This window comes from Salmonella sp. GDC200615 (genome assembly GCF_050574145.1).
Taxonomy (GTDB): Bacteria; Pseudomonadota; Gammaproteobacteria; order Enterobacterales; family Enterobacteriaceae; genus Salmonella; species Salmonella enterica.
The window spans coordinates 2,293,065-2,309,164 of record NZ_CP192247.1 but is presented as its reverse complement, the minus strand read 5'-3'; the positions used below and the strand labels follow the sequence as shown (position 1 = coordinate 2,309,164).

The following is a 16,100-nucleotide window of genomic DNA, read 5'->3' as shown; positions in this document are numbered from 1 at the left end:
CCAAGAGGTGAAGGAAGGAAAATGCCGGGTACGGAAAAAACACAACATATAAGCCTGACCACACAGGTTGAAAATCGGTTAAAGCATCAATTGTCTATTGGCGCATTAAAACCAGGCGCAAGGCTTATCACTAAAAATATCGCTCAAGAGTTAGGCGTCAGTATTACGCCAGTGCGTGAGGCCCTGTTAAGGCTGGTCTCTTCCAGTGCTTTGGCGGTGGCGCCAGCACAGGCGTTTATGGTGCCGGAGATCTCGCTGGAAAGTTTGCTGGAAATTAATACGATTCGTACTGCCCTGGAGGAGATGGCGGTGGTCGCCGCTGCGGGTAAGATTACCCCGGATCGCGAGCAGACGCTGAATGCGCTATTAGATGAATTTCAACAGGCGCTGGAAAGTGGCGTTATGGAGAAAATTCTTTTGGCCAACCGCGCATTCCGCTTTGAGATCTACCACTACGCGGATATGCCAACGCTGTATGCCATAATCGAGCAATTATGGGTACGCCTGGGGCCAAGTCTGCATTTTTTATATGATAATTTTAAACTTGATGATTATCAAAACGGCGTTAATCTGTACAGAAAATTGCTTAATGCGTTAGTGACTGGTGATAAAGAAGCCAGTCGCCACTGCCTACAGAACGTTTTGCAACAAAACGTAGCGACGATTAAAAATCAGTACTTCATGTAACTTTCATGAAACTATGACTAATCAATAGCGGGGATGCCCCGCTATTGCCGGATATTTATTCAAATTGCCATGCCAGATTAATCCCCACGCCATAGTTACGCCCTGGCGCTGGCTCATAATATCGGCCATTAGATTCATTAACGATCACCGAACCGATATATTCTTTATCAAATAGATTATCTACCCGCCCAAAAATATCGACGGTAAGCTGACTGTAATTAAATTTATACCCTGTATTTAGTCCAACAACGGTATACGAAGGCGCTTTGGCGGTATTTTCATCATTGGCCATGATATCGCCCATATACCGAACGTCTGTTCCGGCGTACCACCCCTCATCCGGGATAAAACCTAATGAGGCGAATCCCATATTACGGGCGATGCCGGGCATCCGGTTTCCATCACAGTTTTGCCCCTGACAAACGTTACTGCGATAGGTCGCATCCAGCCAGGTCCATGATGCTTTCACCCGCCAGTCGCCGGCGAAGCGCTGGTCCAACGCGAGCTCTGCGCCCTGGCGGCGCGTTTTGCCCGCGTTTTTGTAGGTAGTGCGTCCTCCCATACTACTGGCGACGACAATTTCATCATCGGTATCGGTTTGAAATAACGCGGCGGTCAACAAGCCATTGCCAATCCGCGTTTTACTGCCGACTTCCACCGTATCATTGGTCGACGGTTTGAGGTCAAAGTTGAACCCGCTTTGGCCGTCAGCGCGATAAGAAAGTTCATTGATAGTGGGAGTTTCAAATCCGCGACCGGCAGCAAGATAGAGATTCCAGGCGTCAGTTAACGCATATTTTAGCGATCCGGCGGGTAGCCAGTGGTGATAGCTGGCGTCGCCGCTGTCATCGCCATTGCCGGGCGCGATATAGTGATCGTTAGAATCGAACCACACGGAACTGTAGCGCACGCCAGCATCCAGCGAGAGTTTTTGCGTAAGCTGCCACTGGGTTTGCAGATAAGGATCGACATTCCACATCAGGTTACGCTCATCCCGCCGTAAATCGCCTTTATGCCCGAACTCAGGGGGGCCGTTGTTGAGACGGAAATTATTGTAACCCTTGCGGTTTTCGCTCATGTTTTCATAGTTTAACCCGCCAGTGAAGGTGACCGGCACACCTAATTCTCCCCGGTGAGTCCAGCGGGAATCAATTTCCTGATAGTGGCGTTGCAGTGTAATTACGCCGCCAGCCTGGGCTGGTTTTAGCTGTGCCACCAGGGGAATAGACTGGTATTGCGTGGTTTCCCGCTCTCCGGCGTAGGCCATCACGCTGATATCATCCTGCGCGCTGAGCTGACGTTCATAACGCAATCCTGCCTGAGTTTGTTTGATGGTTTTACGCGTATTGTACTGTTCAGCGCGCGGCGCCTGTTGCGGATCGGCTTTCCATTCAGATTCGGTAAGTCCGCCGGGATCGTCCGCCTTAATGTCCACACTATTAAAAATCAGCGAAAGTTTACTGACATCGTCAAGGCGCACGCCCAGTTTGGCATTAGCCAGATTTTTTCGCGCGCCGCTGTGATCGCGGTAGCCGTGGGTGGTGAAACGGGTAGTTGATACCGTGTAATCCACGTCGCCAGGCTGTGTGCCGTCACCCATCGCGCCCGTGGCTTTTAGCCCATAGCGCCAGCTTCCATAACTGCCGTAGTAGCTGCTGGCCTCAAGGGTGGGCGGCTGTCTCCCGGTTTCGGTGGTGACATTTATTACGCCGCCGGAAGCATTGCCGTATAGCGCTGAGAAGGGGCCGCGTAACACTTCAACGTCTTGTATGCTGTTAATATCAATATTCGAAATCTGGCCTTGTCCATCCGGCATGGTGGCGGGAATGCCATCAACATACAGACGAATGCCGCGCACGCCAAAGGCGGAACGCGAGCCAAATCCACGGATAGAGATTTGCAGATCCTGCGCGTAGTTCTGCCGGTTCTGCACCTGCAATCCCGGGACGCTGGTTAAAGTCTCAGATAAATTAACGCGCGGCGTCGCCAGACGCATGTCTTCTCCCTCAATGACGCTAACGGCGGCAGGTGTATCCAGTTCGGATACGGTTTGCGGCGTTGCGGTGACTATCATGGTTTGTTCATTGGACGCGCTGGCGGCCTGAAGGACCGGGGAGAAGGTCAGAGGCAATAAGAGGGCGGGATAAAGTCGCTGTCTAACGGAAATAATTTTCATGAAAATGCCGGATAAATGTAAGCGTATCAACGGAAAACGTGACATTAAGGGTAGTCAATATGTAAAGTTTTGAAATTTTAATCGCACATTAAGTTAAGAAAATGTGCGGTATTTAAGAGCCATGACATTCGCAGGCGAGGAAAAGCTCCACTTTCTGATAAATAATGATTATTATTCTCAACTTATAATAAGTGCGGAACGAAGATCCCGCGCAGCGAAGTAGTGTGAAGCAGCTATACACGTTTTTATCAAAGGGAGTCGTCATGCACTTACGTCATCTTTTTTCGCCGCGCCTGCGTGGTTCTTTATTGTTAGGTTCGCTCCTCGTGGCATCCTCATTTAGCACGCTGGCGGCGGAAGACATGCTGCGTAAAGCAGTAGGCAAAGGCGCTTATGAGATGGCCTGGAGTCAGCAAGAAAACGCGCTCTGGCTGGCTACATCGCAAAGCCGTAAACTGGATAAAGGCGGCGTAGTTTATCGTCTCGACCCGGTGACGCTGGAAATCACGCAAGCGATTCATAACGATCTCAAGCCGTTCGGCGCCACCATCAATGCCGCGACCCAAACGCTGTGGTTTGGCAATACCATTAACAGCGCTGTTACCGCGATTGATGCCAAAACGGGTGATGTAAAAGGTCGTCTGGTACTTGATGCGCGCAAACGTACTGAAGAGGTTCGTCCGTTACAGCCCCGTGAGCTGGTTGCCGATGCGGCGACCAACACGATCTACATTAGCGGTGTTGGTAAAGAGAGTGCTATTTGGGTAGTGGATGGCGAAACCATCAAACTGAAAACGACGATCGAAAATACCGGCAAAATGAGTACGGGTCTGGCGCTCGACAGTAAAGCGCAACGCCTGTACACCACCAATGCGGATGGCGAATTTATCACCATCGATACCGCCAGCAATAAAATTCTCAGTCGTAAGAAGTTGCTGGATGACGGTAAAGAACACTTCTTTATTAACCTGAGTCTCGATACCGCAGGTCATCGCGCGTTTATCACCGACTCGAAGGCGACTGAGGTTCTGGTTGTCGATACCCGTAATGGCAATATTCTTGCCAAAATCGCGGCGCCTGCTTCTTTGGCCGTCCTGTTTAACCCGACACGTAACGAGGCGTATGTGACACATCGTCAGGCAGGTCAGGTCAGCGTGATCGATGCGAAGACCTATAACGTTGTTAAAACGTTCGATACGCCGACGTACCCGAATAGCCTGGCGCTATCGGCAGACGGTAAAACGCTCTACGTCAGCGTGAAGCAGAAATCGACACGTGAACAGGAAGCGACGCAGCCGGATGATGTTATTCGCATTGCTCTGTAAATAGGGTATGGAGGGGGAAACCCCTCCAGTCATCTCTTTAAACGCACCGATACGCCTCGTTACACCCCGCCGATAGCCTGATGATTCTGTGAGAATTACACTGCCTTTTTGCTGTAGTTAACTCATTATATTCACGAGGAAAATATGAAAAAGTTATTTATATGCTCAGGTTTGGGCATGATGTTTTTTATGCTTGCGGGTTGTACAACCAACTATGTGATGACGACGAAGAATGGGCAAACGATCGTAACTCAGGGTAAGCCGCAGTTAGATAAAGAGACGGGGATGACCAGTTATACCGATCAGGAAGGCAACCAGCGGGAAATTAACAGCAATGATGTGGCGCAGTTGATTAAGGCTGACTAAGCATTGGGCGCGATGCGGTGTTGGCGGCAACGCGCATTAAACCCGGCAGGCCTGGGGCTGCCGGGGAAGGGGAATGTTATGTCGCTGCTTCTTCTTTCAATACGACACTCTCTGTCGAATCCGCCGTCACTGGCGCAGTGCGATGGATCTCCGCCACGCGACGTCGCACGCCAAACCAGCCGGCGACCAGCAGAATGGCGATCAGCGGCAACGAGGCGATAGTGTAAGTTCCATTCGGGTAGTCAAACGCCATGAGTACCAGCACGCTTAGTAAAAACAGCAGCGTTAGCCAGGAGGTAAAAGGCGCGCCGGGCAGTTTAAAACTGACGTCTGCGGCTTTGCCTTCTTTTATCGCCTGGCGTAAACGCATCTGGCACACCATGATAAACGCCCACGACGCGATAATGCCGAGCGAGGCAAAATTAAGAACGATCTCAAACACGCGGGAGGGGACCAGGTAATTCAGGAATACGCCGACCACGTAAACCACCAGAGTCGCCAGTATACCCGCATAGGGCACATGCTGACGGCTCATTTTCGCCATGAATTTCGGCGCGGAACCCCCCATCGACATTGAACGTAAAATTCTCCCCGTACAGTAAAGCCCGGAGTTCAGGCTGGAAAGCGCGGCGGTTAACACCACGATATTCATAATACTGCCGATATAAGGCACGCCAAGTTTAGAAAAGAAGGTGACAAACGGACTTTGCCCCGCCTGGTAGGCGTTCCACGGCAGCAGCAAAACCAGCAATACGACCGATCCTACATAGAAAAGACCAATACGCCAGATCACGCTATTGATGGCTTTTGGCACCATCGTCTGTGGATCTTTGCACTCCCCAGCGGCGGTACCGACCAGTTCAATCGACGCAAAAGCGAACACTACGCCCTGAATCAGTACCAGCGCGGGCAACAGGCCGTGCGGGAAAAAGCCGCCATTATCTGTAATCAGGTGAAAACCGGTGGCATTACCCTCAAGCGGTTGACCGGTACCGAGAAAAATCGTGCCTACCACCAGGAAGATAACAATGGCGAGTACTTTTATCAGCGCGAACCAGAACTCCATTTCGGCAAACCATTTTACGCCGATCATGTTCATGGTACCGACAATGGTTAACGCGCCGAGCGCGAACACCCATTGCGGAACGTCGCCAAATGCGCCCCAGTAGTGCATGTATAACGCCACTGCGGTGATATCGACGATCCCGGTCATCGCCCAGTTAATAAAGTACATCCAGCCTGCGACGTAGGCCGCTTTTTCACCCAAAAATTCACGGGCGTAGGAGACGAAGCTCCCGCTGGAAGGGCGATGCAATACCAGTTCGCCCAGCGCGCGTAAAATGAAAAAAGAAAAAATGCCGCATATCAGATAGACCAGCGCCAGTGCCGGTCCGGCCATTTGCAATCGGGCGCCTGCACCTAAAAATAAACCGGTGCCAATCGCGCCGCCGATAGCAATCATCTGAACCTGACGATTCCCCATCGCTTTGTGATACCCCTCTTCATGGGCGTTCAGCCAGCGTCGTTTCGCCGCATGTTGTTCTGCGGCGTGCGTAGTCTGTGTTTTCATTACGTTACCTGTTATAGCCTGTCCTGACAGAAAAATTCCTTATGCCGCGACGGGCGCTCACCAATCGATTGCCTGCAATGGCGAATGCCGCTTTTCCCTGATTCTGTGACAGGGATAAAACCGCCGGCGGAGCATCCTACCTGCAATTGTTAAATGACGCAAAACATACGGAAAGAAGAAAATGAGGATGTCGTGTTTATTTGTGCGGTCAGATGTGGTGCGGTGTGGTCACGATTCAGCCAGATAAGCTTTCAGCACAAATCCGCAGTGATTGCGTTGCGCAATAATTAATCAGGGTTAATCCCTGCAGGGATTTATGGTCATAGATATGACCTCGAACGATAAACCACCTGACGATATTGAAGCAGCATAAGATCAGGCCGTTGCGCCTGTTATTCTCATTTCCTCCTGAAAATGTATGCCTTTGAGCAATTTTGTTGATTGACATATCGTCATAATGAGAGAGGAGTAGGACATATAAAGCTATTGAGCAAAATTTGAAGGAGCAGGATATGCCATATACATCAGTTTCTACCTATGCCAGAGCTTTATCAGGAAATAAGCTACCTCATGTTGCTGCAGGAGATTATGAAAATAAATTATCAACAAAAATCATGAAAGGCATCTTGTATGTGCTTACCGCAGGACTGGCCTACGGATTTACGCGAGTAATTGAACATTATTGCAATGTTACGCCTAAAGTTGATGAGTTCTGTGCCAATGCAGGGAATATCCATAATCACCTTGCTGATGCTGTGTGTGATGGGCTGTATACTATAGATATCGACCTTTCTGATGGTCGGAGGTTAACATTCGAACAACTCTCGCTGATGGCTGGACGTGAGCCAATCGTCAGGATATCGGATGGCGAACATACCGTTGAGGTTAAGGGGTCCTTTGAAGAGATTTGTATGAGACTGGAAGAGGGCTTTTTTGAAGCGCCAGCGTACTATGATTATGATATTGATGAAAAATATAAAACCGTCAGAGAGCGAATGGCAGCATATAATGCCTTACCTCAGGCATTAGGCGCCATTCCGTGTTTAGAATATTATATCGCTCGGGCCAGCAACATGCAGGAGGCGAAAGCGCAATGGGCGGCCGACATAAAAGCTCGCTACCATAACTATTTGGACAATTATTAAAAAGCGTTTATGTTTAGCCAGTTTTGTTAGAAATCAGACTCGCTGAGCCGGCGTTAAAAATTTTAACACGCCGCTATTTTGGCGGCGTGTCGCAAAGAGATTCTCAGAACCCGATTTCCGTTTGTACGCCAAAATTCCACGTACCTCCGGCGCGACAGCCGGCCTGTCTTATTTTTTTCAAAAGTATCCAACGCTATTCCACGGATAGGGTATCCTGTTGCGCAGCGATATCCGCCTCAGCCTGTGTGCCGAACGCAAGCATTAATGTTAATGGAAGCCTCAGATGACCTCTTTTTTACATGCTTATTTTACGCGATTACATTGTCAGCCGTTGGGGGTTCCTACGGTTGAAGCGCTCAGAACGCTTCACTTAGCGCACAACTGCGCGATTCCTTTTGAAAATCTGGATGTGCTACTGCCTCGTGAAATACAGCTCGATGAGACGGCATTAGAGGAGAAACTGCTTTATGCCCGACGCGGTGGATACTGTTTTGAACTGAATGGTCTGTTTGAACGTGCGTTACGCGACATCGGTTTTAACGTCCGAAGCTTATTGGGGCGGGTCATTCTGTCTCATCCCGCCAGTTTACCGCCGCGCACGCACCGTTTGCTGCTGGTTGATGTTGAGGATGAACAGTGGATCGCTGACGTGGGGTTTGGCGGCCAAACGCTAACCGCGCCGCTTCGTCTGCAGGCTGAAATTGCCCAGCAAACGCCGCATGGCGAATACCGCCTGATGCAGGAGGGAAGCACATGGATTTTACAATTCCGCCACCATGAGCACTGGCAGTCGATGTACTGTTTTGATCTGGGGGTGCAGCAGCAGAGCGATCATGTGATGGGCAATTTCTGGTCGGCTCACTGGCCGCAATCCCATTTTCGTCATCATTTGTTGATGTGCCGCCATTTGCCTGATGGCGGCAAGCTGACATTAACGAATTTCCACTTCACGCGTTACCACCAGGGACATGCCGTTGAACAGGTCAATGTACCGGATGTACCGTCGTTGTATCAGTTACTTCAGCAGCAGTTTGGTCTCGGCGTAAATGATGTAAAGCACGGTTTTACCGAGGCGGAGCTGGCCGCGGTAATGGCTGCATTTGATACCCATCCGGAGGCGGGAAAATAATTTTTTGCCGCGAGGATTTGCGGGCCTGACAAAGATTAAAAAGTAATGGCCCATTCGGCATGAAACAGAATGACCGCCTGGCCGGAGATGGTGACGTTTTCCGGCTGGTTATCGCGAATGGTGACGGTAACATCAACAGTACCCTCTTTGCCTAAAGCGCGCCCCTGATGGCCTTGAATCTGCAGCGTTTTACCGTCATGCGCCATCAGGCCATGATGGACGAGCCATGCCCCCATCGGGCCATTGGCGTTTCCCGTTACCGGATCTTCCACAATTCCTATCGCCGGGGAAAACATTCGCCCATCGGTTTCGTTTTTTCCCGGACGAATCTAGAAAGGAAAAAAGCCGTTACAGCCAATTTGCTGGCTGATTGCCGTCAGGGCTGCCAGATTCGGAGAAAGGGCATCAATATCAACGTCTGGTTTGAGCAGGATCATCACTTTTGCATGTCCTGTTGAAGCCACCTGAATTGGCGCTCCCGGCACGATATCATCTTCAGTCAGGTTCAGTGCGGTGATAATGGCAGCCCGAATCTCTCCGACTAACGGTGGTTCAAAAGAGGGCTGACCTTGTTCCAGCGTGATGCGATAGTCGTTGTGTTCGGCATGAATTTCAACGCGATGACGGCCCGCTAACGAGGTTTGCCAGACGGTGGTGTTTCCCAACCCCAGTACCGTTGCCCGAACATAATGCGCGGCCACGGTGGCATGACCACAGATGGGGACTTCTACTGTCGGTGTAAAGTAGCGTATGCGCACATCACTCTCTTCGCTTTTTAGCAAAAAGGCGGTTTCCGAGTGACGAAGTTCACGGGCAATCAGCTGCATCTGCGCGTCGCTTAGCGTATCCGCATGTAAGACAACGCCAGCAGAGTTGCCGCGAAAGGGTTCGCTGGTGAAGGCGTCAACATGGTAAATCTGCGGTTTCATTGATGTTCTCCTTTGACTGAAGAATCATCATAGCCTGTGCGTTGCCGAATGACGACGCCCAGACGTTTTTCTTTGCCCGGTAAGCGTCCCCCCGGGCAAAGAGAATTAGCGGCGGGTACGAACAATCTGGTAGCGACGGGTGAAATACTCAAACGGCGCGCTCCAGACATGAACCAGACGGGTGAACGGGAAGAGCAGGAAAATAGTCATTCCCAGCACCAGATGAACGCGGAAAACAAACGCCACACCGCTCAGCATTTCCGAAGACCCGCCGCGGAAGGTGACAATACTTTGCGCCCAGCCCACCAACTTCATCATTTCGCTGCCATCCGGATATTGCGCCGAAAACGGAATAGTGCTCAGGCCAAGCAGGCACTGAATCAGCAAAATGCTCATGATGATAATATCTGGTGTAGTGGATGTCGCCCGCACACGCTGATTGGTCAGACGACGCCACAGTAATCCCGCGCCGCCGATCAACGTTAATACGCCGCACACGCCGCCGAGGATCATCGCCATCTGCTGTTTTACCGCAATCGGCAGGAACCAGGCATACATCCAGTGTGGCGTCAGCATTCCAAACAGATGGCCAAAAAAGATCCCCAGAATGCCAATATGGAACAGATTCGACCATATCACCATCCCACGCTTATCCAGCATCTGGCTGGACGACGCGCGCCAGGTATATTGTCCGTAGTCATAGCGCAGCCAACTGCCGAGGAAGAAGACCGTGGCGCAAATATAGGGGTAGATATCGTAAAAAAAGACGTTCAGGTACTGTATCATTTCGGGCCTCCCGCGCTGACGTCGACGTACTGCGGCGCCGCGTCCTGGCTAAAGCGTCGTTGATAATGGTGTAACGGTGAACTGTCACAGGTCGTGGCGTTATCTTCGATAAACTTCACCTGTTCTTCTTCCCAGACGGCATCCAGTGCCTGACGGGTATCATCCCGCGATTCCTGAACAATCTGTTTGGTGACACTGTCACTTGTAAGCGTACTGCCCGCCAGCGTCAGCAGGGCGTCAAACAGTTGATACCACGGCGCTCCTCGCTGTTTCAGACGACCGCCCAGTAGCGCCAGAATAGGGGCAATATTCTGTAATCCCTCGCGCGCTTCCGCTTCCGGCAACACGCTTAAGTATTCCAGATAGAGCGGCAGGTGATCCGGCAGTTCGCGGCAGTTGAGCTGCAGGCCCACGGTTTCATACTGGCTTAACAAATCGACCATCGCCTGGCCGCGATCGCGGGACTCCGCATGAACATGCTCGAATAACAGCAATGAAGTGGCGCGCCCGCGGTCAAACACTTCACACCATTCTGCTTGTTTATCCAGTAACGGCGCATAAAGCAGCTCGCGAGTGAAGTCGGCCAGCATTGGCGCATCGTGTTGGATAAGGGCAAGCGCTTCATCCCGACATTCCCACAACTCGTCGTCCGGATACTCCATCAACAGGCCAATCGCTTTGAGGATTTGCATTATTCCCCCTCCGCTTTATCACGTACTTCGGTGATATTGATGGCATCAATACGGCTACTGTTGAACAGGTTGAATTTGGTATCCGACCCGTGGCAACCGTCGCCAAAAGTAAAGCCGCAGCCGTTGCGCTCCGGAAAGGCATCGCGCGCCATTTCCCGGTGGCTGGTGGGAATGACAAAACGATCTTCATAATTGGCAATCGCCAGGTAGCGATACATCTCTTCAACCTGTTGTACGCTCAGACCGACTTCGTCAATCGCGCGGGTATCCGTCACGCCTTCAACCGTCTGCGAGCGCATGTAGTGGCGCATCGCCATCATCCGCTTTAGAGCCCGAATGACCGGACCGGTATCGCCCGCGCTGAGCATATTGGCCAGGTACTGGACCGGAATACGCAGCGTCTCCACCGCCGGCAGAATATTGCCATTGTGCGGTAACCCGCCCGCGTCGGCGTATGACTGGATGGGCGACAGCGGCGGTACGTACCAGACCATCGGCAGGGTACGGTATTCCGGGTGCAGCGGAAGCGCCAGCTTCCAGTCCATCGCCATTTTGTACACCGGCGACCGTTGGGCAGCGTCGATGACGTTTTGCGGGATGCCCTGTTTAAGCGCCTCTTCGATGACCGCCGGATCGTGCGGATTGAGAAACACATCACACTGACGTTCATACAAATCCGTCTCGTGTTCGGTACTGGCCGCTTCTTCAATCCTGTCGGCGTCGTAGAGCAGAACGCCAAGATAACGGATGCGCCCGACGCAGGTTTCCGAGCAAACGGTCGGCTGGCCGGATTCAATACGCGGATAGCAAAATATGCATTTCTCAGACTTGCCGCTCTTCCAGTTAAAGTAGATTTTTTTGTACGGACAGCCGCTGATACACAAACGCCAGCCCCGGCATTTATCCTGGTCGATTAGCACGATGCCGTCTTCTTCACGCTTATAAATAGCGCCACTTGGGCAGGTGGCGACACAACTGGGGTTGAGGCAGTGTTCGCACAGGCGCGGCAGGTACATCATGAAGGTGTTTTCGAACTGACCGTACATCTCCTTTTGTATGTTGTCGAAGTTGCGGTCGCGGGCGCGTTTTTCAAACTCGCCGCCGAGCAGCTCTTCCCAGTTTGGCCCCCAGATCACCTTGTCCATCCGTTTTCCGTCGATCAGTGAACGAGGACGGGCAGTGGGCTGATGCTTACTCTCCGGCGCATTATGTAAATGCTGATAATCGAAGGTAAAGGGTTCATAGTAATCATCGATTTGCGGAATCACCGGGTTGGCAAAAATTTTGCTAATTACCCCCATTTTGCCGCCCAGACGGGGCCTTATCTTGCCATTAACATCACGAACCCAACCGCCTTGCCACTCCTGCTGGTCTTCCCAGTTTTTGGGATAGCCGATACCCGGTTTAGTTTCGACGTTATTGAACCATGCGTATTCCATCCCTTCACGTCCGGTCCAGACGTTTTTACAGGTGACGGAGCAGGTGTGACAGCCAATACATTTATCAAGATTCAGTACCATCCCAACCTGTGAGCGTATTTTCATTTTTTCGCCTCCTGTACCTGATCCCGGCCCTCATCATCCAGCCAGTTAATGTTTTTCATCTTCCTGATCATGATGAATTCATCGCGATTCGAACCCACGGTTCCGTAATAGTTGAAGCCGTAAGCCAGTTGCGCATAGCCGCCGATCATATGCGTCGGTTTTGGACAGACCCGGGTCACGGAGTTATGGATCCCGCCGCGCATCCCGGTCACTTCCGAACCCGGAATGTTCATAATCCGCTCCTGGGCGTGGTACATCATGGTCATACCCGGCGGGACGCGCTGGCTGACCACCGCACGAGCGGTAAGGGCGCCATTAGCGTTGAAGGCTTCAATCCAGTCGTTATCTTCAATACCCAATTCACGGGCATCGGCTTCGCTGATCCAGACAATCGGCCCGCCGCGCGACAAGGTCAGCATCAGCAGGTTTTCGCTGTAGGTGGAGTGAATTCCCCATTTCTGGTGCGGCGTCAGGAAGTTAAGCGCTTTTTCCGGGAAACCGTTGGGCGGAATTTCTCGCATTTCGCTGACGCTGCGGGTATCAATCGGCGGACGATATGCCACCAGGCTTTCGCCAAAAGCGCGCATCCACGCATGATCCTGATAGAGTTGTTGACGCCCCGACAACGTGCGCCACGGGATCAGTTCATGTACGTTGGTATAGCCGGCGTTATAAGAGACATGCTCGCTTTCCAGCCCTGACCAGGTCGGGCTGGAGATAATTTTGCGCGGTTGCGCCTGGATATCACGAAAGCGAATTTTCTCATCTTCTTTATTGATGGCCAGATGGGTGTGCTCGCGCCCGGTCATCTCGCCCAACGCCTGCCAGGCTTTCACCGCCACCTGGCCGTTAGTTTCCGGCGCTAAGGCAAGAATCACTTCCGAAGCATCCAGCGCGGTGTCGATCCGCGGACGTCCTTTCGCCGGGCCATCGTGTTTGGTGTAATTGAGCTTACCGAGGAAATCGACTTCATCTTGCGTATTCCAGGCAATACCCTTACCGCCGTTGCCTAATTTATCCAGCAGGGGACCCAGCGAGGTAAAACGTTCATAGGTGGCCGGATAATCGCGTTCAACCACGACGATATTGGGGGCGGTTTTGCCCGGAATAAGTTCGCACTCGCCTTTACGCCAGTCGAGAATATCAAATGGCTGCGCCAGTTCCGCCGGGGAATCATGCTGGAGCGGGTGTAACACCACATCGGTTTCCTGTCCGAGATGTCCGACACACACTTCAGAAAAGACGCTGGCGATACCTTTGTAGATCTCCCAGTCGCTTTTGGATTCCCAGGCAGGATCGACCGCGGCGGAAAGGGGGTGGATAAACGGATGCATATCCGAGGTATTCATATCGTCTTTTTCATACCAGGTGGCGGTCGGCAAAACGATATCGGAAAACAGACAGGTACTGGACATACGGAAATCAAGCGTGACCAACAGATCGAGCTTGCCCTCAATCGCGGCGGACTGCCATTCCACCTCTTCAGGCTTAATTCCTTCGCTGGAACCCAGCGCTTCGCCCTGAATACCGCTGTCGGTGCCCAGCAGATATTTGAGCATGTACTCATGACCTTTCCCGGAGGAGCCGAGCAGGTTAGAGCGCCAGACAAATAAATTTCGCGGGTGATTATGACCACTGTCAGGCTGTTCGCAGGCAAAACGGATAGCGCCTGATTTCAACGCCTGCACGGTATAATCCGCCGCAGACAGCCCGGCTTTATCGGCGCTCGCTTTCACGCTGAGCGGGTTAAGATTAAGCTGCGGCGCCGAGGGTAGCCAGCCCATACGTTCCGCGCGCACGTTGAAATCGATCAGGTGTCCGGAAAATTTAGCCGGATCGGCCAGCGGCGACAGCAACTCTTGCGCAGTCAGTTTTTCATAGCGCCACTGGCTGGCATGGTTGTAGAAAAACGAGGTACTGTTCATCTGACGTGGCGGGCGATTCCAGTCCAGCGCGAAGGCCAGCGGCAGCCAGCCGGTTTGCGGCCGCAGCTTCTCCTGGCCGACATAGTGCGCCCAGCCGCCGCCGGTTTGTCCAACACAGCCGCAGAACACCAGCATGTTAATCATCCCACGGTAATTCATATCCATGTGATACCAGTGATTCACTCCCGCGCCGAGGATGATCATCGAACGACCGTGAGTTTTATGGGCGGTCTCGGCAAATTCACGTGCAATAGTTTCGATATGTCGACGCGGCACGCCGGTAATCTGTTCGCCCCAGGCCGGCGTGTAGGCTTTTACGTTGTTATAATTATTGGCGCTATGGCCGTCATCCAGACCACGATCCAGCCCATAATTAGCCAGCACCAGATCGTAAACGCTGACGACCATCCGCTCGCTACCGTCCGCCAGAGCCAGGCGTTTCACCGGTAACTGACGTACCAGCACCGGTTCCTGCCGCACGCTGCGAAAATGCGGGTTTTCGTTACCGCCAAAATAGGGGAAGGCGACACCCGCCACGTCATCATGCTGACCGAGTAAAGAGAGCGACAGTTCAGTTTCGACGCCCGCCGCCACCGGTTCCAGGTTCCATTTTCCCTTTTCGCCCCAGCGAAAACCGATAGAACCATTGGGCGCGACCAGTTCGCCCGTACTGTTGAGCGCGACGGTTTTCCATTCCGGATTATTGGCTTCTCCCAGTCCATCCACCAGATCCGACGCGCGCATCATACGCCCCGGCACATAACTGCCGTCTGCGCGCTCATCCAACAGGACCAGCATTGGCATGTCGGTATAACGGCGGCAATAGTTAAGAAAATAGTCGCTGGGATTATCGAGATGAAACTCTTTTAAAATAACGTGACCCATGGCCATCGCCAGCGCGCTGTCGGTACCTTGCTTTGGCGCCAGCCACTGATCGCACAGTTTAGCGACTTCGGAATAGTCCGGGGTGATGGCGATCGTCTTGGTGCCTTTGTAGCGCACTTCGGTAAAGAAGTGGGCGTCCGGGGTACGCGTCTGCGGCACGTTAGAGCCCCAGGCAATAATGTAGGCTGAGTTATACCAGTCGGCGGACTCCGGCACGTCAGTCTGCTCGCCCCAGGTCATTGGCGACGCGGGTGGAAGATCGCAATACCAGTCATAGAAGCTCAGACAAGTACCGCCAAGCAATGACAGATAACGTGTTCCGGCGGCGTAAGAAACCATCGACATTGCCGGAATAGGTGAAAACCCCGCCACACGATCCGGACCATAGGTTTTGATTGTCCAGACGTTAGCAGCGGCAATGAGCTGATTCAGCTCTTTCCAGTTCGAACGAATAAAGCCGCCATGTCCGCGCACCTGTTTGTAACTTTGGCATTTTTGCGGGTCGTTCATTATAGATTCCCATGCCAGTACCGGATCGCTGTGCCGGGAAAGGGCCTCGCGCCACAGTTCTATCAGCCGCTTACGCACCAGAGGGTATTTCAAACGATTGGCGCTATAGAGATACCAGGAGTAGCTGGCGCCGCGCGGGCAGCCGCGCGGTTCATGGTTCGGTAAATCGGGACGCGTGCGCGGGTAGTCGGTTTGCTGGGTTTCCCACGTCACCAGACCATTTTTGACATAAATTTTCCAACTACAGGAGCCCGTGCAGTTGACGCCGTGGGTTGAGCGCACGATCTTATCAAACTGCCAGCGCTGGCGATAACTGTCTTCCCAGTCGCGGTTGGTATGCATCACCTGACCATGGCCGTCGGCAAAGGTATCGCCTTTTTGTTTAAAGTAACGAAAGCGATCCAACAGTTTACTCATGACATTTCTCCTGC

At 52.3% G+C, this 16,100-nt stretch carries 11 protein-coding genes and 1 pseudogene; 5 read left to right on the top strand and 7 right to left on the bottom strand.

Annotation, left to right across the window (positions count from 1 at the left end; all coding sequences use genetic code 11):
• Positions 1 to 21 precede the first annotated feature (21 nt).
• On the top strand, positions 22 to 687 hold the full coding sequence (gene mcbR, locus ACQ29O_RS11035; RefSeq protein ID WP_001119585.1) for a colanic acid/biofilm transcriptional regulator McbR: 666 nt from the start codon (positions 22 to 24) through the stop codon (positions 685 to 687).
• Positions 688 to 742: 55 nt separating this feature from the next.
• Here mcbR and pqqU read toward each other — a convergent pair whose 3' ends face one another.
• A complete protein-coding gene (gene pqqU, locus ACQ29O_RS11030; RefSeq protein WP_001746515.1) occupies positions 743 to 2,863 on the bottom strand; it encodes a TonB-dependent receptor PqqU in 2,121 nt (706 codons plus the stop codon).
• Between the two features lie 263 nt (positions 2,864 to 3,126).
• Between pqqU and ACQ29O_RS11025 the strand changes: the two genes are divergently transcribed.
• Both ACQ29O_RS11025 and ACQ29O_RS11020 read left to right on the top strand, forming a co-directional pair.
• Positions 3,127 to 4,188, top strand: a complete 1,062-nt coding sequence (locus ACQ29O_RS11025) for a YncE family protein (protein ID WP_000550636.1) — start codon at positions 3,127 to 3,129, stop codon at positions 4,186 to 4,188.
• 144 nt (positions 4,189 to 4,332) lie between these two features.
• Positions 4,333 to 4,554 carry a YgdI/YgdR family lipoprotein gene (locus ACQ29O_RS11020; protein ID WP_000732362.1) on the top strand — a complete coding sequence of 74 codons (222 nt, stop codon included), beginning with the start codon at positions 4,333 to 4,335 and terminating at the stop codon, positions 4,552 to 4,554.
• 76 nt (positions 4,555 to 4,630) lie between these two features.
• Here ACQ29O_RS11020 and ansP read toward each other — a convergent pair whose 3' ends face one another.
• Positions 4,631 to 6,124, bottom strand: a complete 1,494-nt coding sequence (ansP, locus tag ACQ29O_RS11015; RefSeq protein WP_000857112.1) for an L-asparagine permease — start codon at positions 6,122 to 6,124, stop codon at positions 4,631 to 4,633.
• A 512-nt stretch (positions 6,125 to 6,636) separates the two neighbouring features.
• Here ansP and steA point away from each other — a divergent pair.
• Both steA and nhoA read left to right on the top strand, forming a co-directional pair.
• A complete protein-coding gene (gene steA, locus ACQ29O_RS11010; RefSeq protein WP_001147137.1) occupies positions 6,637 to 7,269 on the top strand; it encodes a type III secretion system effector SteA in 633 nt (210 codons plus the stop codon).
• A gap of 283 nt (positions 7,270 to 7,552) precedes the next feature.
• Entirely contained in the window at positions 7,553 to 8,398 is an 846-nt protein-coding gene (gene nhoA, locus ACQ29O_RS11005; protein ID WP_000200329.1) for an N-hydroxyarylamine O-acetyltransferase, read from the top strand.
• A 35-nt stretch (positions 8,399 to 8,433) separates the two neighbouring features.
• Here nhoA and ACQ29O_RS11000 read toward each other — a convergent pair.
• The 5 genes and pseudogenes from ACQ29O_RS11000 to ACQ29O_RS10980 all read right to left on the bottom strand — a co-directional run bounded on the left by ACQ29O_RS11000 (position 8,434) and on the right by ACQ29O_RS10980 (position 16,086).
• A pseudogene (locus ACQ29O_RS11000) lies at positions 8,434 to 9,327 on the bottom strand (PhzF family isomerase).
• A gap of 105 nt (positions 9,328 to 9,432) precedes the next feature.
• Positions 9,433 to 10,113, bottom strand: coding sequence for a respiratory nitrate reductase subunit gamma (gene narI / locus ACQ29O_RS10995; RefSeq protein WP_000617106.1), 681 nt, complete (start codon positions 10,111 to 10,113; stop codon positions 9,433 to 9,435).
• Positions 10,110 to 10,805 (bottom strand): nitrate reductase molybdenum cofactor assembly chaperone, encoded by a 696-nt coding sequence (narW, locus tag ACQ29O_RS10990; protein ID WP_001166287.1) that lies wholly within the window; start codon positions 10,803 to 10,805, stop codon positions 10,110 to 10,112. The genes narI and narW overlap by 4 nt, the downstream gene beginning before the upstream one ends.
• Positions 10,805 to 12,349 (bottom strand): nitrate reductase subunit beta, encoded by a 1,545-nt coding sequence (narH, locus tag ACQ29O_RS10985; RefSeq protein ID WP_000702595.1) that lies wholly within the window; start codon positions 12,347 to 12,349, stop codon positions 10,805 to 10,807. The genes narW and narH overlap by 1 nt, the downstream gene beginning before the upstream one ends.
• Positions 12,346 to 16,086, bottom strand: a complete 3,741-nt coding sequence (locus tag ACQ29O_RS10980; protein WP_045161443.1) for a nitrate reductase subunit alpha — start codon at positions 16,084 to 16,086, stop codon at positions 12,346 to 12,348. Before ACQ29O_RS10980 ends, narH begins: the two co-directional genes overlap by 4 nt.
• Positions 16,087 to 16,100: the final 14 nt, after the last annotated feature.

Coding starts and splice junctions, on each gene's coding strand:
- ACQ29O_RS11020 (WP_000732362.1), top strand. CDS start 4,333: ATGAAAAAGTTATTTATATGCTCAGGTTTGGGCATGATGTTTTTTATG.
- narH (WP_000702595.1), bottom strand. CDS start 12,349: ATGAAAATACGCTCACAGGTTGGGATGGTACTGAATCTTGATAAATGT.
- nhoA (WP_000200329.1), top strand. CDS start 7,553: ATGACCTCTTTTTTACATGCTTATTTTACGCGATTACATTGTCAGCCG.
- steA (WP_001147137.1), top strand. CDS start 6,637: ATGCCATATACATCAGTTTCTACCTATGCCAGAGCTTTATCAGGAAAT.
- ansP (WP_000857112.1), bottom strand. CDS start 6,124: ATGAAAACACAGACTACGCACGCCGCAGAACAACATGCGGCGAAACGA.
- pqqU (WP_001746515.1), bottom strand. CDS start 2,863: ATGAAAATTATTTCCGTTAGACAGCGACTTTATCCCGCCCTCTTATTG.
- ACQ29O_RS10980 (WP_045161443.1), bottom strand. CDS start 16,086: ATGAGTAAACTGTTGGATCGCTTTCGTTACTTTAAACAAAAAGGCGAT.
- narW (WP_001166287.1), bottom strand. CDS start 10,805: ATGCAAATCCTCAAAGCGATTGGCCTGTTGATGGAGTATCCGGACGAC.
- mcbR (WP_001119585.1), top strand. CDS start 22: ATGCCGGGTACGGAAAAAACACAACATATAAGCCTGACCACACAGGTT.
- narI (WP_000617106.1), bottom strand. CDS start 10,113: ATGATACAGTACCTGAACGTCTTTTTTTACGATATCTACCCCTATATT.
- ACQ29O_RS11025 (WP_000550636.1), top strand. CDS start 3,127: ATGCACTTACGTCATCTTTTTTCGCCGCGCCTGCGTGGTTCTTTATTG.